Annotated in this window: 31 protein-coding genes; 14 read left to right on the plus strand and 17 right to left on the minus strand. The window is 44.2% G+C overall.

Annotated elements, in window-relative coordinates; translation table 11 throughout:
* Window positions 1-47 precede the first annotated feature (47 nt).
* The 3 genes from BEP19_RS15225 to BEP19_RS15235 all read left to right on the plus strand — a co-directional run bounded on the left by BEP19_RS15225 (window position 48) and on the right by BEP19_RS15235 (window position 1,766).
* On the plus strand, window positions 48-755 hold the full coding sequence (locus tag BEP19_RS15225) for a Crp/Fnr family transcriptional regulator (RefSeq protein ID WP_120190796.1): 708 nt from the start codon (window positions 48-50) through the stop codon (window positions 753-755).
* 102 nt (window positions 756-857) lie between these two features.
* Window positions 858-1,217: a hypothetical protein gene (locus BEP19_RS15230; RefSeq protein ID WP_120190797.1), complete on the plus strand. Its 360-nt coding sequence runs from the start codon at window positions 858-860 to the stop codon at window positions 1,215-1,217.
* A 60-nt stretch (window positions 1,218-1,277) separates the two neighbouring features.
* A complete protein-coding gene (locus tag BEP19_RS15235; protein ID WP_170145398.1) occupies window positions 1,278-1,766 on the plus strand; it encodes a Mov34/MPN/PAD-1 family protein in 489 nt (162 codons plus the stop codon).
* 17 nt (window positions 1,767-1,783) lie between these two features.
* On the opposite strand, the gene mnmL is transcribed toward BEP19_RS15235, so the two are convergent.
* Window positions 1,784-2,749, minus strand: a complete 966-nt coding sequence (mnmL, locus tag BEP19_RS15240) for a tRNA modification radical SAM protein MnmL/YtqA (protein WP_120190799.1) — start codon at window positions 2,747-2,749, stop codon at window positions 1,784-1,786.
* Window positions 2,750-2,909: 160 nt separating this feature from the next.
* On the opposite strand from mnmL, the gene BEP19_RS15245 reads away from it, so the two are divergent.
* The gene (locus tag BEP19_RS15245; RefSeq protein ID WP_120190800.1) at window positions 2,910-3,134 is read left to right on the plus strand and encodes a DUF1128 domain-containing protein; all 225 of its coding nucleotides are present in this window, start codon (window positions 2,910-2,912) and stop codon (window positions 3,132-3,134) included.
* A gap of 34 nt (window positions 3,135-3,168) precedes the next feature.
* Entirely contained in the window at window positions 3,169-4,437 is a 1,269-nt protein-coding gene (locus tag BEP19_RS15250; protein ID WP_120190801.1) for a BaiN/RdsA family NAD(P)/FAD-dependent oxidoreductase, read from the plus strand.
* A 78-nt stretch (window positions 4,438-4,515) separates the two neighbouring features.
* Here BEP19_RS15250 and BEP19_RS15255 read toward each other — a convergent pair whose 3' ends face one another.
* The gene (locus BEP19_RS15255; RefSeq protein ID WP_120190802.1) at window positions 4,516-4,800 is read right to left on the minus strand and encodes a hypothetical protein; all 285 of its coding nucleotides are present in this window, start codon (window positions 4,798-4,800) and stop codon (window positions 4,516-4,518) included.
* Between the two features lie 191 nt (window positions 4,801-4,991).
* On the opposite strand from BEP19_RS15255, the gene typA reads away from it, so the two are divergent.
* Entirely contained in the window at window positions 4,992-6,824 is a 1,833-nt protein-coding gene (gene typA / locus BEP19_RS15260) for a translational GTPase TypA (protein ID WP_120190803.1), read from the plus strand.
* A gap of 52 nt (window positions 6,825-6,876) precedes the next feature.
* Here the strand turns inward: typA and BEP19_RS15265 are convergent, their stop codons facing one another.
* Both BEP19_RS15265 and BEP19_RS15270 read right to left on the minus strand, forming a co-directional pair.
* Complete coding sequence (locus tag BEP19_RS15265; RefSeq protein ID WP_120190804.1) at window positions 6,877-8,352, minus strand: LCP family protein; 1,476 nt, start codon at window positions 8,350-8,352, stop codon at window positions 6,877-6,879.
* Between the two features lie 241 nt (window positions 8,353-8,593).
* Entirely contained in the window at window positions 8,594-9,400 is an 807-nt protein-coding gene (locus BEP19_RS15270) for an alpha/beta hydrolase (protein WP_170145399.1), read from the minus strand.
* A gap of 115 nt (window positions 9,401-9,515) precedes the next feature.
* On the opposite strand from BEP19_RS15270, the gene BEP19_RS15275 reads away from it, so the two are divergent.
* Window positions 9,516-10,427 (plus strand): acyl-ACP desaturase, encoded by a 912-nt coding sequence (locus tag BEP19_RS15275; protein WP_120190983.1) that lies wholly within the window; start codon window positions 9,516-9,518, stop codon window positions 10,425-10,427.
* A 90-nt stretch (window positions 10,428-10,517) separates the two neighbouring features.
* Here the strand turns inward: BEP19_RS15275 and BEP19_RS15280 are convergent, their stop codons facing one another.
* Window positions 10,518-11,480 carry an NAD(P)H-dependent flavin oxidoreductase gene (locus BEP19_RS15280; RefSeq protein ID WP_211329374.1) on the minus strand — a complete coding sequence of 321 codons (963 nt, stop codon included), beginning with the start codon at window positions 11,478-11,480 and terminating at the stop codon, window positions 10,518-10,520.
* Window positions 11,481-11,753: 273 nt separating this feature from the next.
* Between BEP19_RS15280 and BEP19_RS15285 the strand changes: the two genes are divergently transcribed.
* Window positions 11,754-11,945, plus strand: a complete 192-nt coding sequence (locus tag BEP19_RS15285; protein WP_120190807.1) for a hypothetical protein — start codon at window positions 11,754-11,756, stop codon at window positions 11,943-11,945.
* Window positions 11,946-11,998: 53 nt separating this feature from the next.
* Here BEP19_RS15285 and BEP19_RS17760 read toward each other — a convergent pair whose 3' ends face one another.
* The 4 genes from BEP19_RS17760 to BEP19_RS15300 all read right to left on the minus strand — a co-directional run bounded on the left by BEP19_RS17760 (window position 11,999) and on the right by BEP19_RS15300 (window position 14,785).
* The gene (locus BEP19_RS17760; protein WP_170145400.1) at window positions 11,999-12,163 is read right to left on the minus strand and encodes a hypothetical protein; all 165 of its coding nucleotides are present in this window, start codon (window positions 12,161-12,163) and stop codon (window positions 11,999-12,001) included.
* A gap of 370 nt (window positions 12,164-12,533) precedes the next feature.
* Window positions 12,534-12,755 (minus strand): hypothetical protein, encoded by a 222-nt coding sequence (locus BEP19_RS15290; RefSeq protein WP_120190808.1) that lies wholly within the window; start codon window positions 12,753-12,755, stop codon window positions 12,534-12,536.
* A 109-nt stretch (window positions 12,756-12,864) separates the two neighbouring features.
* Complete coding sequence (locus BEP19_RS15295) at window positions 12,865-13,836, minus strand: ABC transporter ATP-binding protein (protein WP_120190809.1); 972 nt, start codon at window positions 13,834-13,836, stop codon at window positions 12,865-12,867.
* Window positions 13,837-13,858: 22 nt separating this feature from the next.
* Window positions 13,859-14,785, minus strand: coding sequence for an ABC transporter ATP-binding protein (locus tag BEP19_RS15300; RefSeq protein ID WP_120190984.1), 927 nt, complete (start codon window positions 14,783-14,785; stop codon window positions 13,859-13,861).
* 183 nt (window positions 14,786-14,968) lie between these two features.
* On the opposite strand from BEP19_RS15300, the gene BEP19_RS15305 reads away from it, so the two are divergent.
* A complete protein-coding gene (locus BEP19_RS15305) occupies window positions 14,969-15,541 on the plus strand; it encodes a beta-class carbonic anhydrase (protein WP_120190810.1) in 573 nt (190 codons plus the stop codon).
* A gap of 57 nt (window positions 15,542-15,598) precedes the next feature.
* Here BEP19_RS15305 and BEP19_RS15310 read toward each other — a convergent pair whose 3' ends face one another.
* The 6 genes from BEP19_RS15310 to BEP19_RS18200 form a co-directional block, all read right to left on the minus strand.
* Entirely contained in the window at window positions 15,599-16,384 is a 786-nt protein-coding gene (locus BEP19_RS15310) for an SDR family oxidoreductase (RefSeq protein ID WP_120190811.1), read from the minus strand.
* A gap of 42 nt (window positions 16,385-16,426) precedes the next feature.
* Complete coding sequence (gene cobA, locus BEP19_RS15315; protein ID WP_120190812.1) at window positions 16,427-17,200, minus strand: uroporphyrinogen-III C-methyltransferase; 774 nt, start codon at window positions 17,198-17,200, stop codon at window positions 16,427-16,429.
* Window positions 17,201-17,382: 182 nt separating this feature from the next.
* Window positions 17,383-18,717: an MFS transporter gene (locus tag BEP19_RS15320; RefSeq protein WP_120190813.1), complete on the minus strand. Its 1,335-nt coding sequence runs from the start codon at window positions 18,715-18,717 to the stop codon at window positions 17,383-17,385.
* Window positions 18,718-19,050: 333 nt separating this feature from the next.
* On the minus strand, window positions 19,051-20,328 hold the full coding sequence (locus BEP19_RS15325; protein WP_120190985.1) for a molybdopterin molybdotransferase MoeA: 1,278 nt from the start codon (window positions 20,326-20,328) through the stop codon (window positions 19,051-19,053).
* 41 nt (window positions 20,329-20,369) lie between these two features.
* Window positions 20,370-21,083, minus strand: coding sequence for a YwiC-like family protein (locus tag BEP19_RS15330; protein WP_120190814.1), 714 nt, complete (start codon window positions 21,081-21,083; stop codon window positions 20,370-20,372).
* A 21-nt stretch (window positions 21,084-21,104) separates the two neighbouring features.
* Window positions 21,105-21,230, minus strand: a complete 126-nt coding sequence (locus tag BEP19_RS18200; RefSeq protein WP_281269307.1) for a hypothetical protein — start codon at window positions 21,228-21,230, stop codon at window positions 21,105-21,107.
* A 158-nt stretch (window positions 21,231-21,388) separates the two neighbouring features.
* Here BEP19_RS18200 and BEP19_RS15335 point away from each other — a divergent pair, with 158 nt between their 5' ends.
* The 5 genes from BEP19_RS15335 to BEP19_RS15355 are packed head-to-tail and all read left to right on the plus strand — an operon-like array spanning window position 21,389 to window position 23,926.
* Window positions 21,389-21,622: a DUF2249 domain-containing protein gene (locus BEP19_RS15335; protein WP_120190815.1), complete on the plus strand. Its 234-nt coding sequence runs from the start codon at window positions 21,389-21,391 to the stop codon at window positions 21,620-21,622.
* Window positions 21,623-21,648: 26 nt separating this feature from the next.
* Window positions 21,649-21,855, plus strand: coding sequence for a DUF2249 domain-containing protein (locus tag BEP19_RS15340; RefSeq protein ID WP_120190816.1), 207 nt, complete (start codon window positions 21,649-21,651; stop codon window positions 21,853-21,855).
* Between the two features lie 15 nt (window positions 21,856-21,870).
* Window positions 21,871-23,109 carry a hypothetical protein gene (locus tag BEP19_RS15345; protein WP_120190817.1) on the plus strand — a complete coding sequence of 413 codons (1,239 nt, stop codon included), beginning with the start codon at window positions 21,871-21,873 and terminating at the stop codon, window positions 23,107-23,109.
* Between the two features lie 18 nt (window positions 23,110-23,127).
* On the plus strand, window positions 23,128-23,421 hold the full coding sequence (locus BEP19_RS15350; protein ID WP_120190818.1) for a metal-sulfur cluster assembly factor: 294 nt from the start codon (window positions 23,128-23,130) through the stop codon (window positions 23,419-23,421).
* Window positions 23,422-23,425: 4 nt separating this feature from the next.
* Window positions 23,426-23,926, plus strand: coding sequence for a hypothetical protein (locus tag BEP19_RS15355; RefSeq protein ID WP_120190819.1), 501 nt, complete (start codon window positions 23,426-23,428; stop codon window positions 23,924-23,926).
* 69 nt (window positions 23,927-23,995) lie between these two features.
* Here the strand turns inward: BEP19_RS15355 and BEP19_RS15360 are convergent, their stop codons facing one another.
* Entirely contained in the window at window positions 23,996-24,601 is a 606-nt protein-coding gene (locus BEP19_RS15360; RefSeq protein WP_120190820.1) for a DedA family protein, read from the minus strand.
* Between the two features lie 3 nt (window positions 24,602-24,604).
* Window positions 24,605-25,177, minus strand: a complete 573-nt coding sequence (locus BEP19_RS15365) for a class I SAM-dependent methyltransferase (RefSeq protein WP_120190821.1) — start codon at window positions 25,175-25,177, stop codon at window positions 24,605-24,607.
* Window positions 25,178-25,188 lie beyond the last annotated feature (11 nt).

The raw sequence follows: 25,188 nt of genomic DNA on the forward strand, positions 1-25,188 counted from the left end.
AATACTATGGTAATATTGTTATTATGTAACTAAAAGGAGGTAAGCCTTTGGAACCCTTAGCAGACAAAACCTTCTTCCAATTGATCCCTGATGAGTTTAAACGAGAGATTGACTCCATCGCGGCGGATACATACTACGCCCAAGAAAGCATACTCTATCTGGATGGGGATCAGGCAAAACACCTCTATTTTATCCGAACCGGAAGTGTCAAGATCAGCAAAACAACCTTGGAAGGAAAAGAACTCACCCTATATATTTGCAAGCCGGGAGAATTGATCGGCGAGCTTGCCTTGTTTCAATCCGACCTCACCTACACAACCACAGCTATGCTGCTTGAAGCTGGGACCATTGGCGTGATCGAACGAATTGCGCTCGAGGAGTTACTTTCCAACAATGGACGATTTGCCGTCGAATTTATGAAATGGATGGGGATCGCTTATCGTAGAAACCAATCCAAATTCCGAGATTTAGTACTGCTAGGAAAGCAAGGCGCGCTCTATTCCACATTGATTCGCATGACGAACACATACGGGATTCCTGTTGATAACGGTGTTCAAATCGACCTTGCCTTAACCAATAAAGATCTAGCTAGTTTTATCGGAGCGACACGCGAAAGTGTTAACCGCATGTTAAACGAGTTAAGAAAAAACAAAGTCATTGACATCGACAATGGATTTATTACTATCTATAATATCACATTTCTAAAACAGTTTTTAGAATGTGACGGTTGTCCCGAAGATATTTGTCACATCTGATGAGCCGAAAGTTCCTTAGAAGACAAGGGGTCTTTCTTACTTTTTAATCCGTCTTGGCGTAACCCGTCAAGCTTCAATATATATAAGAAGGGAGTTACAGGCATGTCATCTCACCATTCCATTCATGAAGCCCTTGAACAGTTTCGATTTGCTGTTTTTATGGGAAGAAGACCGGGCGAAGTGGAGGCGCTTCTGACCCAGGAACAATACGTGCTTGCCTATGAACAGCAACTAGAGCGGGATCCAGCCAAAGAACGAACACTCATGGAAACGTACTCGGCTCCACTGCTTCCCGTTTACAAAAAGATCATGGAACAAACTGCAAAAATGGAACAGCTGCTTTCAGGAGATACCACTCCGATCTCTTTTACAGATGAAGACGTATTGGATGAACTGTACGATGAAGTGTCCAATTTGGAGACCGAAGCGGAGTGGGAAGATTTTAAAAAACGCATCTTATAACCCTCCTCCTCACTTTTGCGTATGATAGGTAAGAGACTCTGAATCCAAAGGAGTGAGGGCTTGAGATTGCAAGTTCTTATATTAGATAAAGCCTATCGCCAAATTCAACGTGAAGTGAATCGTCATCCTGATGCGGAAACAGGCGGGATCATGGTGGGCTTACGGGCGCCTGACGCGTTGATCGTCACTGACGTATCGGGTCCAGGCCCCGATGCGATTCATCAGCCGTTTTCAATTCGGTTTGATGAAAAATATTGCGAGCGGAAAGCGCGGCAATTGGAGCGTCGCGGAAAACACTTGCGCTATATCGGCGACTGGCACAGCCATCCTTTCTCGAAGTTAAAGCCGAGTAAAGTTGATAAGCAGTCTTTTAGCTTCAAAGCAATGAACCATTATCGCACGCCGACACCACTGATGATCATTGCAGGTCCAGGTCCATTGATTCCATTGCAGGCCTTTATTTTGACAAACAAGATCATCAATGTTCCTCCCACTTTAATCGACCAGGCGACGCTACGCCAATATAAAACGAAAGCCATCTCCACGTAAGGCAGAGATGGCTTTGCTTAACTATGCGTTACGACAGCAGGTTTCCACAACCTTCCTTGCCACGAATTCCTGCTCTTTAACTCTTTGTCAATGCCATTGAGCACGTCCCACTTTCTCAAACTCCACATCGGCCCAATCAACAGCTCGCGGGGGCCATCTCCCGTTAAACGGTGAACAACCATTTCGGGCGGTAAGATCTCCAAGATATCTACTACCAATTGAATGTACGTCTCCTGGCTTAAAAATTCCAAACCGCCTTCTTCCCACAAACGAACAAGCGGCGTCTTCTTCAACAAGTGCAACAAGTGAATTTTAATTCCTTGTACAGGCAATTGAGCAACCGCTCTCGCTGTTTCCATCATCATCTCTATTGTCTCGCCGGGCAAACCAAGAATAATATGGGCGCACACGGAAATATCATGCGCTCTTAGTTTTTCAACCCCATCCACAAACGTTTGATAATCATGAGCCCTGTTGATTACCTCAGCCGTCGATTCGTGAATCGTCTGCAAACCGAGTTCCAGCAACAGGTCCGTCCTTTGATTCAATTCAGCCAAGTATGCGACAACATCATCAGGCAGACAGTCGGGTCTCGTGGCGATCGACAAACCGACCACATCCTCTTCGAGAATCGTCTCATAGCAGGCCCGCAACTGTTCAACTGGGGCATACGTATTGGTATACGCCTGAAAGAAACCGATATATTTCGCTTTTGGCCACTTTTTGTGCATTCGTTGCGCGACATCGCGAAACTGCTTTTTGAGATCATCTCTGCGAAAACCAGCGAAATCGCCCGATCCTCTTGCGCTGCAAAAAGTACAACCTCCTGTCGCTATAGAGCCATCCCGATTGGGACACGTAAACCCCGCGTCTAACATCACCTTAAACACTTTCTCTCCAAACTTTTGGCGTAGATGATAATTCAATGTATGGTATCGTTTATCGCCCCATAATAATGGCGTTGCTTGCGCTTGTTGATCCATTCGTCGCTTCCCCCTTCCCTATCATTATCATACTCTCCGCGCTGCTTGTTTCCTAGTCTGCGCGAGTGGTTTCAACTTTCGGTTAAGTGACTTCTTCATGTAGATACGGTAAAATAAGAAAAAATAGCAGGATACATAGTTTAGTGAGGATGTGGAAAACATGAATTTAGAAAAACCTAGCAAAGAAAACATCGTGTATATTTTAAATGAATTGCAAAAAAAGCTGACCATGGCCAATGCCTCTGTAATGAATCCAGACTCGTTCGAATTAAATGTTTACGAAGATTTGCTCTACCTTTACCAAGTAGTAAATCGGATGGACAAGGTCAGCATTAGTGAGATGGAAGCGATTGTGAGCGAATTAGGCAGCTTGCGCAAAAAGTAGACATAGAAACGTTTCTTTAGAAAGAAGGAATTTCATGAAGGCAGAGATCGTGATCATTGGCGGGGGGCCTGCTGGTCTAATGGCCGCTTACGCGGCGGGATTGGAAGGTTGCAAAGTGTTGCTCGTGGATAAAGGGGACAAGCTTGGACGAAAACTGGCTATCTCGGGCGGGGGACGTTGCAATGTAACGAATGCGGGTCCAATCGACTTGATCATTCGCAACATTCCAGGTAATGGTAAGTTTCTCTACAGCTCCCTTGCCCAATTTAGCAACCAAAACATCATTCAGTTCTTTGAAAGTCTCGGCATTCCGCTGAAAGAAGAAGACCGCGGTCGCATGTTCCCGGTTAGTGACAAAGCGAAAGACGTTGTGCAGGCATTGCTCGACAAAATCGCCGAATTGGGCGTGACCATCAAAACAAACGCGCCAGTCAAACAAATTGTGTACGATGATCAACGCATTACAGGCGTCCAACTCGCCACAGGTGAAACGATCGAAACGAACTGTGTCATCGTCGCTGTCGGTGGAAAATCTGTGCCTTATACCGGATCGACGGGAGACGGATATCGTTGGGCTGAAAAGGCCGGGCACACGATTACCGATTTATTTCCGACTGAGGTCCCGATCACATCCAGCGAACCGTTCATTCGCGACAAAACGCTGCAAGGGTTATCATTGCGCGATGTTCGACTCGCGGTAATGGATCCAAAGAGGAATCGACAGGTAATCGAGCATGATGGCGATCTTATCTTTACCCATTTTGGCATCTCAGGCCCCATCGCTTTGCGCTGCAGTCAATTTGTCGTTAAGACACTGAAAAAGGGACACAAAGCAGCGTTGATGACGATTGATCTTTTCCCAACTAAAACAAAGGAAGCCGTTATTGCGGATATTAAACAGCGAGCGGAACAAGAAGCAAAGCGAGCAATCAAAAATGTGTTAAGAGGCTATTTGCCGGAAAGATTGATTCCGTTGTTATTAACGAAGGCGAACTTGGATGAGGATACGACCTCGGCGCATTTACCGCGTGTTCCTTTAGATAATTTAGCTGAACTAATCAAACGTTTTCCACTCGAAGTCGATGGAACTTTATCGATCGAAGAAGCTTTTGTAACAGGCGGCGGCATTTCATTGAAAGAAGTTGATCCGAAGACGATGCAATCGCGCCTCATGCCTGGACTGTTCTTCTGCGGCGAAGTGCTTGACATCCACGGTTATACGGGAGGGTTTAACATTACCGCCGCCTTTACGACGGGATACAGCGCCGGCAGGTCTTCCGCAGCCCACTGTCAAAGCATATGATATTTGACATGAAATATGATAGATAAAAAACGCCGTCTTCTTATCTTATTTGAGAAGACGGCGCTCTCTATGCTATGCTTAATGTTCGAGTCGCTTCATGACTCCTTGTTTAACCTCAATTCGCTTTGACGGGTGATCAATAGCAGGTCCATCCTCTTCCTCGTCTTCGTAATCTTGAGTTTTCATATTTGAAATGGCGCTAATTCCCATTAATAAGCTCGCTAAGCCGAAGCCGAATAAACCCCATCCAAATGGATTGTCCACTAAGTTTTGGCGTGGATTTACCCGCTTCATCGGCATCGCAAAAAGGCCTAATAACGTAAATGCCCCGCCGAGCAATATCATTAAGCGTCCCCTTTGCATGATTGCATCCCTCCTTTCTACTTTAGTATGAAAAGAACTCGTTTCGCTATCCTTGGCAACATTTACAGGTTGCCAGTTTCATCGTTGGACATTATTTTTCTTTACGGACTGCAATAATAACGTGTATAATAATAAGGTTCTAAATTTGTTATGATCAGCTGCGTTCTGATTAAAAAGGAGTTTATAAAACATTGAGAAGAGAAGACATTCGTAATATTGCGATCATTGCCCACGTTGATCACGGAAAAACAACGCTGGTTGATAAATTGTTGCAACAATCTGGGATTTTCCGCTCACACGAACATGTAGAAGATCGGGTGATGGATTCCAGTGATTTGGAAAGAGAACGCGGCATTACCATTCTTGCTAAAAACACGGCAGTAACCTATAAAGATCATACGATCAACATCCTCGATACCCCTGGACACGCCGACTTTGGCGGTGAGGTTGAACGGATTTTGAATATGGTTGATGGTGTGCTGCTTGTTGTTGACGCGTTTGAAGGCTGTATGCCGCAAACACGCTTTGTTTTGAAAAAAGCGTTGGAGCAAAATTTAACGCCGATTCTCGTCATTAATAAAATTGATCGTGAAAACGCGAGACCTGAGCAAGTCGTCAATGATGTGTATGATCTATTTATCGATTTGGACGCAACGGAAGAACAGATTGAATTCCCGGTTATATACGCGTCCGCGATGAATGGAACAGCAAGCGTTGAATCTTCGCGCCAAGACGAAAATATGGAATGTCTATATGATGCGATCATCGCGCACATCCCCGCTCCTGAAGCAGATCCTGCAGGACCTTTGCAAATGCAGGCCGCCATTTTGGACTACAATGATTACCTCGGTAGAATCGGAATCGGACGAGTGCATCGCGGGATCATAAAAAGAGGCCAGATGGTTGCCCATATGAAACGGGACGGATCGATCAAACAGGTAAGAATCGCTAAATTATTCGGATTCGCTGGGTTGAAACGAGTTGAGATCGAGCAAGCCAAGGCGGGCGATCTTGTTGCCGTACCTGGTTTAGATGAAATTAATGTCGGTGAAACAATCGCGGATCTCGATCACCCAGAAGCTCTTCCTTTATTAAAGATCGATGAGCCTACTTTAAAAATGACCTTTTCGGTCAACAATGGACCCTTTGCCGGCAAAGAAGGCAAGCACGTCACCTCAAGAAAACTGCGCGACCGTCTGTTTCAAGAGTTGGAAACGGATGTTAGCTTAAGGGTAGATGAATCAAGCGCAGATTCCTTCGTCGTTTCGGGGCGGGGGGAATTGCATCTGTCAATCCTTATTGAAACGATGAGACGAGAAGGTTATGAATTTCTTGTTTCCAAACCGGAAGTCATCGTTCGCGAGATTGACGGGAAAAAGATGGAGCCAAGCGAGCGCGTTTTGATCGATGTTCCTGAAGAACATACGGGAGCGATCATGGAATCATTAGGCGCCCGAAAGGCTGAAATGGTTAATATGGTGAACAACGGGTTCGGTTCGGTGCGTCTTGAATTTATTATTCCTTCGCGCGGACTGATCGGTTATCAAACGGAGTTTATGAGCTTGACAAAAGGATACGGCATATTAAATCATTCCTTTGATAGCTATCTTCCGCTGATCCAAGGCGATGTGGGCGGTCGGCGTTCCGGGGTGTTAGTCTCACATGAAACTGGCTCAGCAACGACGTATGGCTTAATGTCTGTCGAAGATCGCGGGATCATGTTTGTGCATCCAAGCGCCGCAGTGTATGAAGGAATGATTGTTGGCGAGCACAACCGCGACAATGATCTAGTCGTCAATGTGTGCAAAGAAAAGCACGCGACAAACGTGCGCAGCGCCAACAAAGATGAAACCGTTAAATTGAAAACACCGCGCGATTTATCGCTTGAAGAAGCATTACAGTATTTAAACGATGACGAATATTGCGAAGTGACACCGAAATCGATTCGTTTACGCAAAAGATATCTTAAGAAAAATGAACGTGAACGGGCGCAAAAAGATGCAAAGCATAGTGTCCACTCCTAATGTAAATAAAAAAGGACCTGATAGTTTTATCAGGTCCTTTTTTTGATTTCAGTTAATCTAGCGCTGGCGATGTTTCCGATCCGACTGGAGCAGAATTGACTGGCGGTTGTAGCATGCCAGCTGGATCCTCATTCGGTGTCGGCGCTGGCGTCCGCGGAGATTCGCTGTCCGAACGCGGTGGTGTTTTAGACGGCTTTGCCGCTGCATCATCCGCTTCGAAATCAACGGAATCCGATGGTTTCTTACCGCTGCTCGATGAGTTCTTCTTGTCCACTTCGTTCTCAGACGACTTCGGTTTTTCCGTTGTTTGTTTTTTAACTTCAGAAGCTTGTTGTTTTGGAGCGGCTTCCGCCGCTTTCTGTGTTGTGTTCGATTTAGGAGTCACATTAGCTTGTCTTTGCGAGCCTGGCGCTTCTACTCGAATCGTCGATCGAAACGTCTTACGCTCAATTCCCATTTCCTCTTGAAAAGCAAGTTGAATTTGTTCTAAATTTTCCTTCGGGATGATCGTATGCGATGAAGCGACATCCCAATACCCGCCGGTTTCTAGCCCGGCAATATTGTCGGAACCAATCGATTTAAAATCCATAATTAAACCTTTAATTTGTTCCTTAGATAAGTCTGTTCGAATGTGGTCGCCAGCTACATCTAGCACATTGAAGAAACTAGCGATTCCAGTAAACGACTTCATTTTATCAACGAGCGATTTGATCACGGTTTGTTGTCTTACGCCGCGATCGAAATCGGTGGAGTAATATTTAGGCCCGCGGTTGTCCTTACGATGACGCACAAATCCGAGCGCCTGATCCCCGTCTAATCGTTGCAGACCCGCTTGCAAGTTAATATGGGTCCCATCGGTCGGATCATCATATTTCATACTTTTATCAACCTCGATCTCCACTCCGCCTAACTCATCCACGACTTTTTCAAATCCTTCGAAATCGGTCATCACATAATAATTAATCGGAATGCCTAGCGCCTCTTCAATCGTTTTCTTTAAAAGCGTTGTGCCTGTTTCTGTCACTGGCTTTTTATTTCTTTCTGCGGCGCGCCGCGCAATTTCACCGCGGGCGTAAACGGAATTTATTTTATGATAACCATTATATCCAGGAATTTTAACACCCGTATCGCGCGGGATCGGCATCATCGTCACATGTTTAGTCTGTGGGTTTAATGCGGCGACAATAATCACGTCTGTATTTGCCATGCCGAGATCGGCCCGTTCATCCGTCCCGATAATCACGAGCGAGATCGGTTCTTTATTATAAGCGACAGGTTCCTCGTTTTGAGTCAAATTAAGTTCGGTATCGCTGGCCACTTTCTTTAGTGTATCTTCCAACTTCCACCATGCAGCGCCAGCGGCAACCGCGCAAAAAACAAAAAACATTAAGATTGTCCCAAGTAAGATTCTTTTCTTTTTCAGTTTTTTATTGTTATATTTCATCTTACGATTCGGTTGTATTTGCATCGATCCTATTACCTCCACATTACTGAGCGCGCCCGTTGTTTTGAGCGCCTTCTCCAGCATACTTGACTCCCCATATTTTCGCAATATACTTTCTCAAAGGTAATGTTAAATTTTTGTTGTCATTAGGGATTTAGACGCATTTTTCAACAAAAGGTTGCAGAAAGTGAGATAAAAACCAAACTTTATACCGAATACTTCCACTTGATTGATGTTTTACCCACCTATTAACTCCATTTTCGACAATCAAGCCCAACAATGTTCAAACAAAAAAAAGGATGCGCGAAGAGAATTTGCGGCATCCTTATTTGGTCGTTTCTATTCGTCCCATCCAGTTGATCATCTCCTGAATCACTTGCGCCCGTTCAGGTTCATTGAGCACTTCGTGATAAAGCCCAGGCCATTCCCGATACCATTTCTGTCCAATTGGTAACTGCTCCACCCACTTTTTTGTTTCTGATTTATCCGTAATCCGATCCCCTCCCGCTTGATGAACAAGCAATGGAATCTGTGGAATTCGATCAAGTTGTTGCCAATTTAATTGCATATGCAACAGGAGTTCATTGTACCAACGCACACTCGCTTTTTTGATTAAGTAAGGATCCGTTTCATCGCGTTTTATAATTTGCTCGTTACGCGTAACGAGGTGGGAATCAATTTCTGAACCGAGCGTCAACTTCGGATACACAACATTCAACGCCTTAGCTAACGATTGTTTCCACGGTGGAACTTTCACACTCAAACCAAAACATGGAGACGATAAAACAACGCCGCGAACGATCGGTTGATGCGTTTCTAAAAAACGGGCGATAACAAGCCCGCCTAAACTATGACCAAACAGATACGGTGGAACTGAGTCGCGACACCTGAGTTCTTCATACCAATCAGCAACGGCCTCGATATAAGCTTCAAAGCGATCGATATGACCCTTCTGTTTGCCGCTTGATCGTCCATATCCCGGCAAATCGCCGCCAAGCACATCATACCCCGCTCTATTCCACTGTTCGATCGCCCAAGCGTATCGGCCAATGTGTTCGCCAGCTCCATGCACGAGCAACAACGATCCAACTTTAGGAGCTGATGTCGGATAAAAGGTTTTATATGTTTGCAAATTTGTCACCCCAGGTTAAATAGAGAGCTTCTGTCTAAAAGTTTTTATTTGGTTTCCACCATAAAAAGATGTATAATTCGAGTTAAAGTGCTTTTTAAGGGGGAGATCTTCCGTGATCCATCTAGAAAACGTTGATACGAGATTAGAAGAACGTTTGACAGAATTATATAATATACACAAGGAGAGAGCAAAAAATATCGATTGGAGCTACCACGAATTTGTTCCGTGGGACAAGGCCCGTTGTTTCAAAAGAGAGCCTTGGCATGAAAGCCAACGAACGCTGCCCTTTGCTGTTTATACAGCGGTTGAAACAGCCTTATTAACCGAAGTGAATTTACCATGGTTCACAACACATCTCCACGCGACGTTTAAAGGCGCATTAACACCAATCAAGGAATTCGTGCATACTTGGACTGCTGAGGAAGACCAACACTCAAATCTACTCGAAACATATTTGATTGTAACCAGAAACGCGAATCCCCATGAATTGAGCAAATTGCGTTATCGGGTAGTCGAGCTGGGTTTTGAGTCTGAGTTCACTGCTCCCACACAAGTAATGGCTTATACAGCGATGCAAGAGTTAGCGACAATGGTCTACTACAATAACGTTGCTCGCGTGGCTCAAGAGCACGACCGCGATCTATCTACCCTGTTGCGTCGTCTAGCAAAAGATGAAAGCTTGCACTACGCATTTTACCGTGATGCCATTAAAGCTCATTTAGATTTAGAGCCTAACTATATTTATCACATCGCTTATGTGATGTTAAATTTTGGTATGCCTGGAAAAGACATGCCTGATTTTGAAGAGCGAATGAAAATCATCGGCCAAGAGGCAAATTACGGTCCAGAGCAATATTTTGACCAAGTGCTAGATGTGCTTGTGAAGTTTTGGGAGATCGACCAATTAAAACCGACAGATCCTGAGGCTGAAAAAGCGCGGCAAAGCATCCTTAAGCACCATTCCCGCTTGAAACGAATTATTGATCGTTCTCAGTCACGCAGACAAGTCAATTTACAAACCGAGTAAACTACCTGGTTTTTTGTACGGCCAGTCCTAAGCGCTCGAAACAAAAAAAGACAATCTAGCAAGCGACGCTTCTAGACTGTCTTTTTTATATTAAGATACCGCATTTTTTTGTTGTTCTAAGTGATCGGCTAATTCTTCCATAATCGTATCAATGATCGTCTGTACGGGCAGAATTTGTTTGATTTCATGAACCCTCGAACCCGCAAAAATAATTCCGTTGTCGACGTCTCCTTCGACCGTTCTCTTTAAAGAATCCAGCGTACAAAATTGGAAACTACATACCTTTAAGCACTGATCACAATAATCTATTTTAATTCGCTCTTGAGCTATTACTCGCTCAATAAACGGATTAATGATCGCTCGCCCCTCTAATCCGACCGTTGTTTTGACAAGCGCGGTTTGTCCTTCCCCACAATCAACATACTTCTGTTTAAATGAAGGATGGGCATCACATTCTTCGCTGGCGACAAAACGCGTTCCCATTTGTACGCCGACAGCTCCCATTGCCATTGCTTTCGCTACATCTTCACCTGTTAAAATACCGCCTGCCGCAATCACCGGGATATCGACCGCTTCGACCACTTCAGGTAGGATTTCAAATAAAGGTCGATCCGTTCCAAGGTGACCGCCTGCTTCACAACCTTCGGCCACGATTGCCGCTGCTCCCAATCTTTGAGCCAATCTCGCCAATTTACCAGAAGAGACAATCGAAATAATCGGAACGTCATACTCTCTTCCCCACTGGTACATGTCTCGTGAAAATCCCGCGCCTGATATAATAAAATCAACCTTTTCGCGCATGGCCACTTTTACAGTTTCTGCAAAATCACTCATCGCAAACAATACATTTACACCAATATAACCTTGTCCGCCGCTTAATTCCCTGGCGCATCGAATTTGTCTGATCAATTCTTCATGCGGAATTCCAGTTCCAGAAATAATGCCAATCCCCCCTGCATTGGCAACAGCCGCGGCCAAACCGCTAAGCGACACCGCTATGCCCATTCCTCCCTGAATGATCGGAACGCGTGGCGTCATATGCGCAATTTTCATTTGTGGAATATTCAAATTTTTTCCCCCTAATTAAATCGGAATTGGTCTAATTCCTCCCCAGGAATCTAAACTCTATTCTATCATAAACCAAAATGGTTCAATTAAGGAATAAGATCTATCACTTTAAAAGAATTTTTTTGAAAAAATTACCGACAATCCTGCCTTCTGAGCAACGCGCAAGAAAAAAACCACACTGTTTTTGACTCTTTTTGTCATATTTTAATGGTTCCGCGGATAGACATGATTAAAGATCAAAAAAGGGAGTGTGGCACAATGAAAGAATTCATGCTGCAAATCGAATCGATCACAAGCTGCTCGCAATTACAATCATTAAAAGAATCAATTAAAGACGAAGTCATTCACCCTCAGCTTCGCTGGGATGAACGGATGATTTTATATAAACAAGTGCAACTCATTAATGAACGAATTACCCAATTAACATTAACGGTCCAACCAACTTTATAACTAAAAAAGGTAGATGAACAAGTCATCTACCTTTTTCTTTATATCATTTTCACTTATATTTTCGTCAATCTAAAATTCCCCTTGCCCGCGATTTCAACGTAGTCAATCTGATGTTTTTGGAAATATGGAATCGCATTGGCATGCAATAAGAATTTAACTCCTTCAAACTCTAGAACTTCATCTCGGTACTCAACTGACTCCTCCAGAGTCAGATTCAATTGCGGACCGCCTCAGCTCATTCGTGTCGAGAGACGAACAAGATAGTCAATGTCATCTTCTTGCGCCGCTACCGAATCGCGAATTACATTTAAAGCCGTTTCAGTTATATGAACCTGGATCATAAAATACCCCCTGTTTGCTCATTTTCCACTACTTTAACCTGTTCCAGGAAAATTGCGGAATCCCCGCTGCTCCCTCGCCCTTGCAAAAATGGCATTCAAACAGCGAGCTATTGCAACTTTCTTTCTAATTTTACGTAACGATCTCTATTTTGTCTAGATTAAAAACTGTTTTCATAGTGGAAACGATAGAAGTTTAAAATAACGAAAAAAAAAGAGGTCGTCATCACCCGACTTCCTCTCCTTTTAACTATGAATAGAAAATATCATTCAAACAGGCCAACTCACCATTTTCATCCAATTCAAAAAATTCAATTGTCTTTCCTAATTTCATTTCAATAAAACAATCCGAACAGTAAAAATATTTAGGAGCGACTTGTCCAACGTTTACCCGCTGACAGTTTGGACAGCGCACAATCCGCTCACCCGCCACACACCGTTCCATCAATTGTTCTTGAGATAATGCCCCCATCGACTTTATGCCTCCTTGCGAATATTATGCTTGGCAATAGTATCGACAGGATTGGTTTATTTCATACTTTTTCCAACTCAGAAAGTGGTTTTCGCAAGGAGGTCTGTTTCTACGTGTAAAGATGACAGGCAACCGTATGATTGGGGGCAACGAGATCAAGCGCGGGGCGTTCCCCGATACACCGATCAAACGCGGAAGGACAACGATGATAAAAGGGGCATCCTTGTTCTCGCATAGCAACATCCGCCGCTTCTTCCCGCAAAAAAATCCGTTCCTTGCTTCGTTCGGGGTCTGGGATCGGCGCGGCGGCTAATAACGCGCGCGTATACGGATGGAGAGGCTGCTTGTATAGATCATTCTTACCAGCAACTTCAACAAGGCGTCCCGCGTACATCACACCAATCTGATCGCAAATGTGTTTTACAACACTGAGGTCATGAGAAATAAAAAGATAAGTCAGTTCAAACGATTGTTGTAAATCACGCAACAAATTAATGATCTGCGATTGAATGGAAACATCTAAGGCAGAAACAGGCTCATCAGCGATGACTAACTTGGGACGAGCGGCCAGCGCCCGCGCAATCCCGATTCGCTGCCTTTGCCCTCCTGAAAATTGGTGCGGATAACGTTTGGCGTGGTAATGATCAAGTCCGACTACCTCTAATAATTGGCGAACTCGTTGCGCCCGTTCAACCACGTTTTCGACTTGATGAACTTTTAACGGCTCCTCAATGATTCGCTCGATCGTATGTCTCGGGTTTAAAGAGGCATACGGGTCTTGAAAAACCATTTGCATCTCTTTACGCGTTTTGTTCCATTGCTCTTTAGACAGCTTCGTTATGTCTGTCCCCTCAAACAAAATTTGACCCGCAGTCGGTTCAATTAACCGTAAAATCGCCCGTCCTGTTGTCGATTTTCCGCAGCCACTTTCGCCGACTAGTCCAAACGTGACACCGCGACGAATACGAAAAGAAAGATCGTCGACCGCTTTGACAAACTGTCGTTCACGGGAAAAGCCCCGCCGCTTTATAGGGAAGCGCACCTTCAAACCCTCTACAGCCAATAACTCATCGGAATACATCTCGGTTTTCCCTCCATCTTTACTATGTTGATGAAAGTAGCCAACAACGACAGAGATGATCTGAACCGACCCTCGTCATCTCAGGCATTGCCTCAAAACATTGATTTCGGACTTTATCACAGCGCGGAGAAAAGCGACAACCGTTAGGCCAAGCCCGCGGATCGGGCACATTTCCAGGAATCGAGTAAAGGCGGTCAGCATCTTGATCCCAGCGTGGCGCCGATCGCAATAAGCCTTTCGTATAGGGATGTTGCGGATTTTTAAAAAGGGTTTTCACCGTACCCGCTTCAACGACTTTACCCGCATACATGACGACCATTCGCTCGCACGTTTCCGCGACAACGCCAAGATCATGCGTAATAAGCATAATCGCAGTTCCGACCTCTCGATTCAGTGATTTCATTAGCGCTAAAATCTGAGCTTGGACTGTCACGTCAAGCGCCGTTGTCGGCTCATCGGCGATTAATAGCTGGGGTTTACGAGACATTGCCATTGCGATCATCACTCGTTGACGCATCCCGCCGGAAAGGCGATGCGGATATTCATCAACCAGCTGTTCGGGACGAGCGATCCCAACCTTCTTTAACCATCCGACCGCTTCGAAACGCGCGTTTTTTTTGGACACCTTGCGCTGCAACCGAATCCCTTCAATCAGTTGCGTTCCGATCGTATAGGCGGGATTTAATGAGGTCATTGGCTCTTGAAAGATCATCGCAATCTCATTCCCTCGTAACTCCCGCATGCGACGGACTGATGCTTGCAACAAATTTTCTCCGTTAAATAGAATGCTCCCCTCCATAATTTTTCCAGGTTTAGGAATTAAACCGATAATCGATAAGGAGGTGACACTTTTTCCACAGCCCGATTCACCGACAACACCGACAATCTCCCCGCGATTAATCGAAAGATCAACCCCATCAATCGCTGGAACGATCCCCTCATCGGTCATAAAATGCGCATGGAGGTTATTAACTTCCAGTAATTTTTGCAAAAAATCCCCCTTTTCAAAAATTATTTCTATCTAAACACTCTTATTGTATTTACTTTATTTTCATGTCTGTGGCATAATGACTTTAAAATAAATATCAACGCTAAGCACCATAATAAGCGAAACGAATGGAGGAGTATAACAATGCCACTTTCTGAGATCCTAAGGTACAATGAGGAGTTCGTTGCCAGCAAAGAATATGAAACATACCATACAGATAAGTTTCCAACGAAAAAAATGGTCATTTTAAGCTGCATGGACACACGGTTGATTGAACTACTTCCAAAAGCAATGGGACTGAAAAACGGAGATGCGAAGATTATTAAAAACGCGGGAGCGATTGTGAAGCAGCCTTTCGGCAGTATCATGCGCAGTATCCTCGTTGCGATCTACGCCCTGAAAGCCGAAGATGTGTATGTGATTGGACACCACGAATGTGGCATGACAGGTCTTGAGTGTGGGCCTTTGCTCGATAGTATGAAAGATCGCGGAATCACGCAAGAGATGATCGAAGTACTATCGCATTCAGGAATTAATTTAGAAGGTTGGTTAAAAGGATTTAAATCTGTAAAAGAAGGCGTGGAAAACAGTGTGGAAATGATTCAAAACCACCCCTTGTTACCAAAAGGGACACCTGTACACGGCCTGATTATCGATCCAGACACAGGTAAACTTGACCTCGTTGTTGACGGTTACGCCAATACTGTAAACGCTTAACAACGTGATGTTAGAAAAAGGGCCTGTAGCTACACACAGCCCTTTTTCTTATTCGGACTAAATAGATTTAATCATACCGCCATCGATTAAAAACGCATTGCCTGTCATATAAGTACAAGCGTCGGAAACAAGAAATGCAACCACTTTCGCAAACTCTTGCGGCGTTCCATATCTACCAAGCGGGATTTGCTTTTGTACCAGTTGCTCAACTTCTTCTCTGCTTACTCCTAATCGATCAGCCTGTAATTGATCCAACTGCGCCACACGATCAGTTGCAATTCGCCCCGGAGCAACCGTATGGATTAAAACGCCATAAGGAGCCAACTCTTCAGCTAATGTTTTCGTCAAGCCGACAATCCCTGTTCGAAATGTATTCGACAAAATCAATCCAGGAATCGGCTGTTTAATCGATGCGGAAGCAATATTAATAATCCTGCCGTTTGATTTCTTTAATTCAGGTAGAGCAGCGCGAATCGAACGAATATAGCTTAATAAGTTTAGCTCAAAGGTGTCCTGCCATTGTTCATCCGTAATTTCTTCAAACATCCCGCTCGGTGGTCCACCCGCATTATTCACAAGGATATCTATCTTTCCAAATTGTTCAATTGTTGCTTTCATCAATTGCTCAAGTTCAGCAGACTTCGTAATATCTGTCTGTTGGAAAAGGACCTTTCCTTTGCCCAACCCTGTTAATTCGGACTGGACAGACGCCAATTTATCTGCGTCCCGACTGGCTAACATGACCGATGCGCCTTCCGTCACAAGTTCCGCTGCAATCGCCTTGCCAAGCCCCTGACTCGAAGCGAGCGCCAACGCAACCTTCCCTTTTAAATTTAGGTTCATCTAGCTACTTACCCCCCTATCTGTCCATCATCATACCCAAGTTTAATTAATCTGTTCAGCCAATTCAAGTTCATCAAACCAGCTTAACTTTTCTCGAAGACGCACGACTTCACCAACGATAATAATCGCCGGGTGTGAAATCTGAGCCTTGATCACTTCTTCTTCAATCGTTTCCAATGTTGCCGTAACCGTTCGCTGATTTTCCGTTGTGCCCCATGTAATTGCAGCAACAGGCGTCTGCGCTGATTTCCCATTTGTAATCAATTGCTCACAAATGACTGGCAAATTGGAAACCCCCATATAAAAGGCAATCGTATCGATTCCTTGCGCCAAAGCCCGCCATTTCACATCCGAATCTTCTTTCCCTGCGCCCATATGTCCGGTCACCATTGCAAAATTTGATCCATAATCCCGATGTGTAATTGGAATTCCCGCAAAAGCAGGAGCGGCAATCCCCGAAGTAATTCCGGGCACAATTTCAAATTTCACTCTATTTGAAGCTAACGCTTCAGCTTCCTCTCCGACGCGACCAAACACACACGGGTCTCCCCCTTTGAGACGGGTTACAACTTTCCCTTGCAAGGCATGGTCGACAAGTAACTGATTGATACACTCTTGACGAAGCGTGTGATTATGCGGTAATTTTCCCGCGTATATTAACTCAGCCCGTTCATTTCGATGTTCCAATAAGATTGGATTCGCCAAACGATCATACACAATGACATCCGCTTCCTGAATACATTCCAATCCTCGTAAAGTAATCAATTTTGGATCGCCAGGCCCCGCCCCGACCAAATACACTTTTCCTTTGACCACATCTATTTCCCCCTAAAACCCGCTCGTTCTTTTTCTGAGAGGTTGTTCGATTCCTGTTTGTTAATTAGAATATATCACACATCTATTTTTAATTCCACCTTTTCCTATGTGGATTATAAAAGGGTCCATTTCCATGCAATGTAAAAAGGGCGTCTCCTCTTAGGAAACGCCCTTTTCCTCTTCTAGCATTTGACCTCTGCATTCTTTCTCGCATAATAGTACCAGCAGATCAACAGACTTAAGCCATAGTAACCAAGAAAAATATAGAGAGCAACATTGGCGGAACCGGTCTGACTAATCGACCAACCAAATAATTTAGGGATCAGAAATGCCCCAAAAGCGGCAATCGCGCCCGTAAAGCCAAGCACAGGCGCGGCCTGTTTCGCCTCAAAAATAAATGGGATCATCCGAAAGGTAGAGCCATTGGCAATCCCTGTTGTAAAAAACAGTAAAATAAACATCGTCAAAAAACCAATAAAATGGTGTGTATTCAAGAAGAAAACGACCCCGATCGTAGCCAAAATCATGATCAATGTATCCCAAAACGTCACCATTGCCCCGCCCAGCTTATCTGATATCCAACCGCCAACAGGCCTGAAACTGGCCCCGACTAACGGACCTAAGAAAGCCAATCCAACAGCATTCACTTCTGGAAACTCAGATTTGATCAATAAGGGGAACGCGGCAGAATAACCGATGAATGAACCAAAGCACATCGTATACAACCAAGTCATAATCCACGTGTGCTTATTTTTAAATATCATCGCTTGTTCTGAAATGGATTGTTTGGCATTTGGCAGATTGTCCATTCCAAAAAATGCGGCAATCGTTACAATTACAATCGGTATGACCCACACATAAGCAGCGTTTTGAATCCATACCTCACCGCCTGTCGGCAGTTGTTGCGAAGCGCCTGCGATTCCCGTTACCATCCCCGCTCCAATCGCGATAGGCGTAATAAATTGAACGGCGCTGACGCCTAAGTTTCCGAGGCCCGCATTCAGCCCATTCGCTGTCCCCTTCGCTCTTCGCGGAAAAAAGAAATGTATATTAGCCATCGATGATGAAAAATTCCCTCCGCCAATTCCGCACAAAGCGGCCATAAGCGCCATCGTCATAAACGAAGTCTCCGGGTTTTGAATGGCAACGCCAATTCCAACCGCTGGAAGCAAGAGCGCAGCCGTACTGATCACTGTCCAATTTTTCCCGCCTACTAAACCAGGCATAAAGGTAAAAAAAAGTCGACATGTTGCTCCGCTAAGTCCAGGTATAGCCGCAAGTGTAAATAGTTCCGTCTGGGTAAAACTAAATCCGACATCATTTAATTTAACAGCGATCACTGACCAGATTTGCCATACCGCAAAAGCTAAAAATAGAGCGGGTATCGAAATCCACAAATTTCGACTTGCATGTCTTTTTCCTTCCACTTCCCAAAAATGTTCATTTTCTGGATCCCAATCGGCTCCAATCCTCCCCTGTCGGACAGTCGATCCTGTCCTTTCAACCCCTGCTTTCATATCCCATCTTTCCCTTTCCCGCGTTCATATTTTCCTCTTTGCTTTGAATCATACCCCTGAGCTGTAACGCGCCATTATAGATGACCCACACTTGCTTATCCCCGCACGTCACCAATCACACATATTTTCAAACGTAATAACATTAAGTATATAGCTATATGTATTTTTGCGCTTGTCTAGATAAGGGGATTTTTAGTCTATCTACCTTGAACGAGTCAATAATGGGGCCCATTTTGCGAAAAATAGCTGGGGATTTGTTCATAAATAAAGGCAAGATTACAATTCGTAATCTTGCCTACTTTATTAAAAAGATTGTTATGATTGTCTAATCCTTTACTTCGTTTGGTCCCATGGCCATTCCGCCCCGTCATGATCTTCGAGCAAGAGCACATCAACTATGTCTCCTATGGCGAATCCTCTTGTTCCGCCAGGCAACACGATAAACGAATTGCACAACGCTAGTGAAGATACGATGTTCGATTTATCAGCTCCACTTGGAGCGACATATAGCTGACTGTCTTCGTAAAAAATCTTGCTCCTCACAAAACGCGTAAACGGATTCACCTTTGGGAAATCTTCCGCTAAAATAGCTTTAGTCCGTTGCAGATGCGGCTTTTTGGAACAAAGCAACGTTTTAACAATCGGACGCGCGTAAAGTTCGTAACCGACATAACAAGCAGACGGATTGCCGGACAAGCCAAACAGTATTTTTCCATTCCAGTGAGCAACGGTCGTGACACTGCCAGGACGCATCGCAATCTTGTTAAACAAAACATCTGCGCCAAGTCTATCATAAATAATCGGGAGGTAATCAAAGTCTCCAACAGACACCCCGCCTGTTGTGACAAGTATATCAACATCAGCCAACGCTTTTGTTATGGCCGCAAACGATGCTTCTAAATCATCCGCCAACTTGCCAAAATAGACAGGTTCCGCGCCCGAACGAATGATTTGAGAAATAATCATATAGGCATTGCTATTTCTAATTTTACCGGGAACCAATGGCTCGTCCACATCCAACAGCTCTGAACCCGTCGCAAATACGCCGACCTTCGGCTTCTTAGCTACTTTCACTTGATGATAACCGAATGTCGCCAATAACGCTTTGACCCCTGGATTAATATACGTCCCCTTTTCCACGATCGGCGTTCCCGCCTTCATATCTTGGCCACGGTAGGTGACATAGTCCCCTTGTTCTATGAATCGTTTCGCTTTGACCTTTGTTTTACCTTGATCTATAAACGTTTCCGTTAATTCAAGCGGGATCACCGCGGTTGCTCCGACAGGCATTTGGGCTCCTGTCATAATTCTCACCGCTTGGTTTAATCCTACCGTTTTCAGCGGCACATCGCCCGCTCCAATTTCCTCGACTACTTCAAGGATCACCGGATTTTCAGAAGTCGCCCCTTCTATATCTTCCGTCCGAATCGCAAATCCATCAAAAGCGGAACGGTCAAAGTTAGGCACGTCATCAGTGGCAACTAAATCTTCACCCAAATATCGTCCATCGCAGTCATTGATTGACACTTGCTCGATCTGCGCTTCACCCGCATACTTCATCACTCGCGCAACGGCTTCGCTAACTGGAATTGACGTTCTTCTCTCTAGCAACATCATCACTCCATCCACTCATAATCTCGTCAACTAGAATTTCACAAATAAACGAGGCACATGATTATAAAATAAACTGAGTTTACAACTTCAACTATTCCAACACCCTTGATGGAAAGAGGTTTTCCATAAAATGCTGTACTCCTTATTGTACTTGGTAAAAACGCAAAAAACAACCAAGGAACGCCCAGCGCCCAACTAATCACAAGCAGCAGAACGTGATAGCCCGAAGATATGACTCGAAACATTATGTTCCTTTTTTCCCGAATCATCGACTTTACAAAAAAGAGACTACCTGTAAAAAACAACACAGAAAGGGCCCAAACGATAGCCGCCTTATTGTCAAGATAGCCAGTTCCTAAATAATAACTGGCTAAACCACCGATTGAAAAGATAACCGTCGCGCACAGTCCATTAATGAATGAGCGTTCTCGATTTTTCTTCGCATAATACAGATTAACGAGAAAGAAGGGAAGCATCAGCAAGCCAATCAACAACAATCGCCAACTATACACTAGCGTAACACTTAAACAGAGCAGAGCAGGAATAAGGTAAGTGAGAATAGAGCGGAAGTAAGAACGAAGATCTTCTCTTTTAAACGCTAACAAAATCGGATAGGTCGCTAAATAAAGCAAGGTCCAACCAATGAATAAAGGAACATGATAGCCAATAAAACCACATGCTCCAACCCCTATCACAAACGGGGCAATAAGCATCGCCCATGCTCCATGTTGCTTCGGTATCACTAATTTCATTCCTTAACACACCCCTTTACTTTACTTACTTCCGATTCGTTTTGGCATCATCGATCTACAACCGATCGACTGAGTATTCCCCTGCATGAATGGCTCCCCGCCTGTAAACACTAACGATGGACTGCCTATTTCATTCAACAACCCCACTTACCGCCATCTTGATTCGGTTGAACACATTATAACTGTTCTACCAACGTTGTTAAGTGAGAGACATCACAAACTTGGTGACACATGTCACATACAACGAAATAAAAACGATTATCATTATAAATATAAGCAGTATGATGATTGAGGAGGTTGTAGGTATGAGTGAACCAAAAACAATCGAATTGGACGTTCGCGAGGATTTAAAAAATAAGCTTGATCCTTATCAAAAAATTATGGATGCAATACGATCGTTTGAATCGGGGGATATTTTCATCTTGCATGTCTCCCTCAAACCGCTTCCCTTATTCACTGTCATGAAAGCAAAAGGTTTTACGCATAAAGCTGTTCAGTTGGATAACAAATATTGGAAAGTAACATTTACGAAGAATTAATAGTAATTCGGAAGGGAAGATGACGGATGATTTTAGATAATAGAGGGTTGCAACCCCCTGAACCGATGATGAGAACATTGAAAGCGCTCGATGAATTACAGGTCGGACAGCGTCTAAGTATCATCAACGATCGCCGTCCGATGTTTTTATATGAGGAGTTAGAAGAACGCGGATTTTCCCATCAGACGATCGTACGGGATGATGGGGGCTATCAAATTGATATTACAAAATAAAGGGGGCGCCGCGGGATGTTGGCTCAAACAAACACGGAAACAAACATCAAGCTACCTTTCGCCTTTATTTTTTATAGTTTAGTCGCCTTTGTTCTCTCGCAGGTGATGATCATTTGGAGAGGGGCGGATCTGTTGGATGGGGCCTTCCGACAACCCGTCATCTGGTCTGCCGCGCACCTCTTGTTACTCGGTTGGGCATTGATGGCGGCGATGGGTTCGATGTACCAACTGGTTCCTGTCGCTTTTCTAACGCCGATTTGGAGTGAAAAATTTGGATTCTTCCAGTTTGCTGTCACCTCATTAGGAATTACCGTATTTTCGATCACGCTCGCATGGGTTCCATTGTACGCTTATTGGGGCGGAATCCTAACGCTCATTGGCATTTTACTCTTCTTATTTCAAATGTGGATGACTCTTAAGAAGCAAACGGAAAAAAGTATCATCACCCTGTTCGTTGGTTCCGCCTTGTTTTGTTTGTTTGTTACAATTGGACTAGGTATTCTGCTCGCTCTGAACATAAGCGGATTTTCGATACTCGCTAGTGATGGACTGCTAAAAGGACACATTTTACTCGGGCTATGTGGGTGGTTTACGTTATTAATCTTCGGGTTTTCCTACAAAATGGCGCCGATGTTCTCTTTGGCCCACGGTTTTCAGATGGAATTAAGTCGAACTGTGTTTGGTGTCTATACCGCTGGCCTCATCCTCAGCTTCGTGTCCCTGTTTAACACTAGCCACCTTTTGTTATCGTTAGGATTTCTGCTGTTATTCGTCGGATTTCTGCTGTTTAGCATCCACATGCGACAGGTGATCCAAAAACGAGTGAAGAAAAAGTTGGATCGTCCTTTTGTCTTCTCTTTGATTGCGATTGGATTTGGACTTGTGATTCACCTACTCGCGTTTATTTATGCGATTGCCCAGCCAACACCCCTTGCGTTTATCGTTTTGGCTTGCGCCTATATCATCGGATGGATCGTTTTCAGTCTAATTGGTTATCTTATCAAAATTGTTCCATTCTTATGGTGGACCCATCGATACAGTCAACAAGTAGGGAAAGAGAATGTGCCCGCTTTAAAAGATATGATGGATGATCGCTTGATTCACCCGTTACTGATCATCCTCCCTGTCTCTTTTGCGGGAGTGATCATTAGCTTTCCAATCCATTCCCAATCGCTATTTTGGACCAGCCAGACAATCTTTACCGCAGGTTCTGTATTATTTTGTTACATCATCATTATGGTTTTAAAAAAATAAGAGGGGAATGAGCCAAATATGACTCAAATCGAACAAGTATATGACCAATTGCGAAAAGTAATTGATCCCGAATTAAATATCAATGTCGTTGATTTAGGGTTAATTTATGATGTCAAGCTCGATCAAGGCAAACTTGAAATTGCAATGACGTTAACGACACCTGGTTGTCCGCTCCATGACAGCATAGTAAATGGCGTCAAATATGCGGTATCGACTGTTGAAGGAGTAGAGCAGGTCGACGTTGAACTTGTCTGGTCTCCTCCTTGGACTCCTGACCACATGACCGAAGCAGGAAGGAGAGCCCTCGGATAAACCAGTGAAACATATAATTTGGATTGCAATAAATGTGTTGTTTTTGTTAGTGAGCACGATCTACATTTGGGTATTTCAAAAGCCGGACACACTTTTTATAGGCGCAGGCGCGTTACTCGGTCAAGTGGCCGTTGTATTATTTCTGATTAATGTGAATATGTATTTTATCTTTTTAGTCATCAGAAAATCAACGAAACGAAATGTAAGAGTGACCCTAGCTAAAATCGCGAGGCGGATGATGAAAAGGCATATTACGATTGCTGTCTTAGCAACGACGATCATTCTCATCCACGCCTTTATTATGCTGACACAGCTCGGACCACTGATCGGATTTTTTGGTCCAAAAATGATCAGTGGATACGTAGGGCTCGTTGTTTTAACATTAACGTTAATTGGCGGATACCGCAGACACCGCAAAGCGACCGGCTTTCGCAGGAGATTCCATTTGACGATGGCAATGATCTTCACTGCTGTATTTGTTATCCATTTGTTTATGCCTTTTTAAAAAGTTGGGCGTGATTGTTCAGGGGTATTCACCCCGACGATTACGCCCTTTTTATTTATCCTTTCCCTTTCACACAGCTTGCCCGCCCGCCTTTTTCATTTTTCTTACAATAAAAATAGACAGAGCGATAATCAGGCAAACGAAGCCGAAAATCCAACCAAAACGTGTAACATATTGACTAACGAGCTCAATCGAATGACCAAAGTACTTCCCTACCATGAACAGGGCCAAAGTCCAAATAAATCCAGTGGAGTACGAAAATAGCGCATATCGAAAAAAGCTCATTCTGTTAACGCCAACGATATAAGGAACGATATGTCGAATAACTGGAAAGAGGTAACTAATTACGAGCGAGAAAGCTCCATAACGATCTATAAAATGGTGGGCTTTTTCAATATATTTGGCCGTTTTCCGCTTGCGCATCAAATAATGTAAAGCGGGCGGTCCAATGATTCGGCCAATGCAATAACCAATCGTGAGCCCTGATATAACACCCGCATACGTAAGCGCAAAAGCGGGAAGCGGTTTAAGTATGCCAAGCGAAGTCACAAACCCGCCGCTCATTACGATAACCTCATCTGGTATTGGCAACCCTACGATCCCAAGCCACAGGAAGAAAAAGAGGGCGGCGTACCCATATTGCTCTATCCCGCCCAGCAAGAAGTCGAGGTACATAAGTTACTCCTCCTTCTTGCCGAAGCACGTATAAACAAAGGCGGGAGGAACATTGCGCATTTCAAAGTTGATCGCTACGCGGTTAAAATGCTCTTTTAACATGTTCTTCATCTGCAACGAGTATTGAAACGCAATAAACACACCATCGGGTTTTAGACACTCTAGGACAACGCTCATGATTTCGCTCCTTAGCTGCGGCGAAAAATTAGCGAACGGCAACCCAGATATAATACAATCAACTTGAGGTGTATGTAACTTTTTAAGCAAACTAGCCATCCCTGCCGCATCCGAACCAAAGTAAAAGGAGGGGTACGTTTCCTGCAAAGCTTGTCTCATCTGCGCATCCTTTTCAATAATGACAGCCGTTGTTGCATCCGCCATATGTTCAAAGATGTAGTTTGTAAATACGCCGGTTCCGGCGCCCAACTCAACAATTGCGTCCACCTCGTCCCAAGCTACATGATCAAACATCTTTTTGGTTAAATAAATGGAACTAGGGGTTATGCTCCCAACCTGTCCCGGGGATTGGATAAATTTATTTAAAAAGGTTAAACGCCGATTCGTTAAGCTGATCAATTCCCCTCACT

The sequence above is a fragment of the Ammoniphilus oxalaticus genome (assembly GCF_003609605.1).
Taxonomy (GTDB): Bacteria; Bacillota; Bacilli; order Aneurinibacillales; family RAOX-1; genus Ammoniphilus; species Ammoniphilus oxalaticus.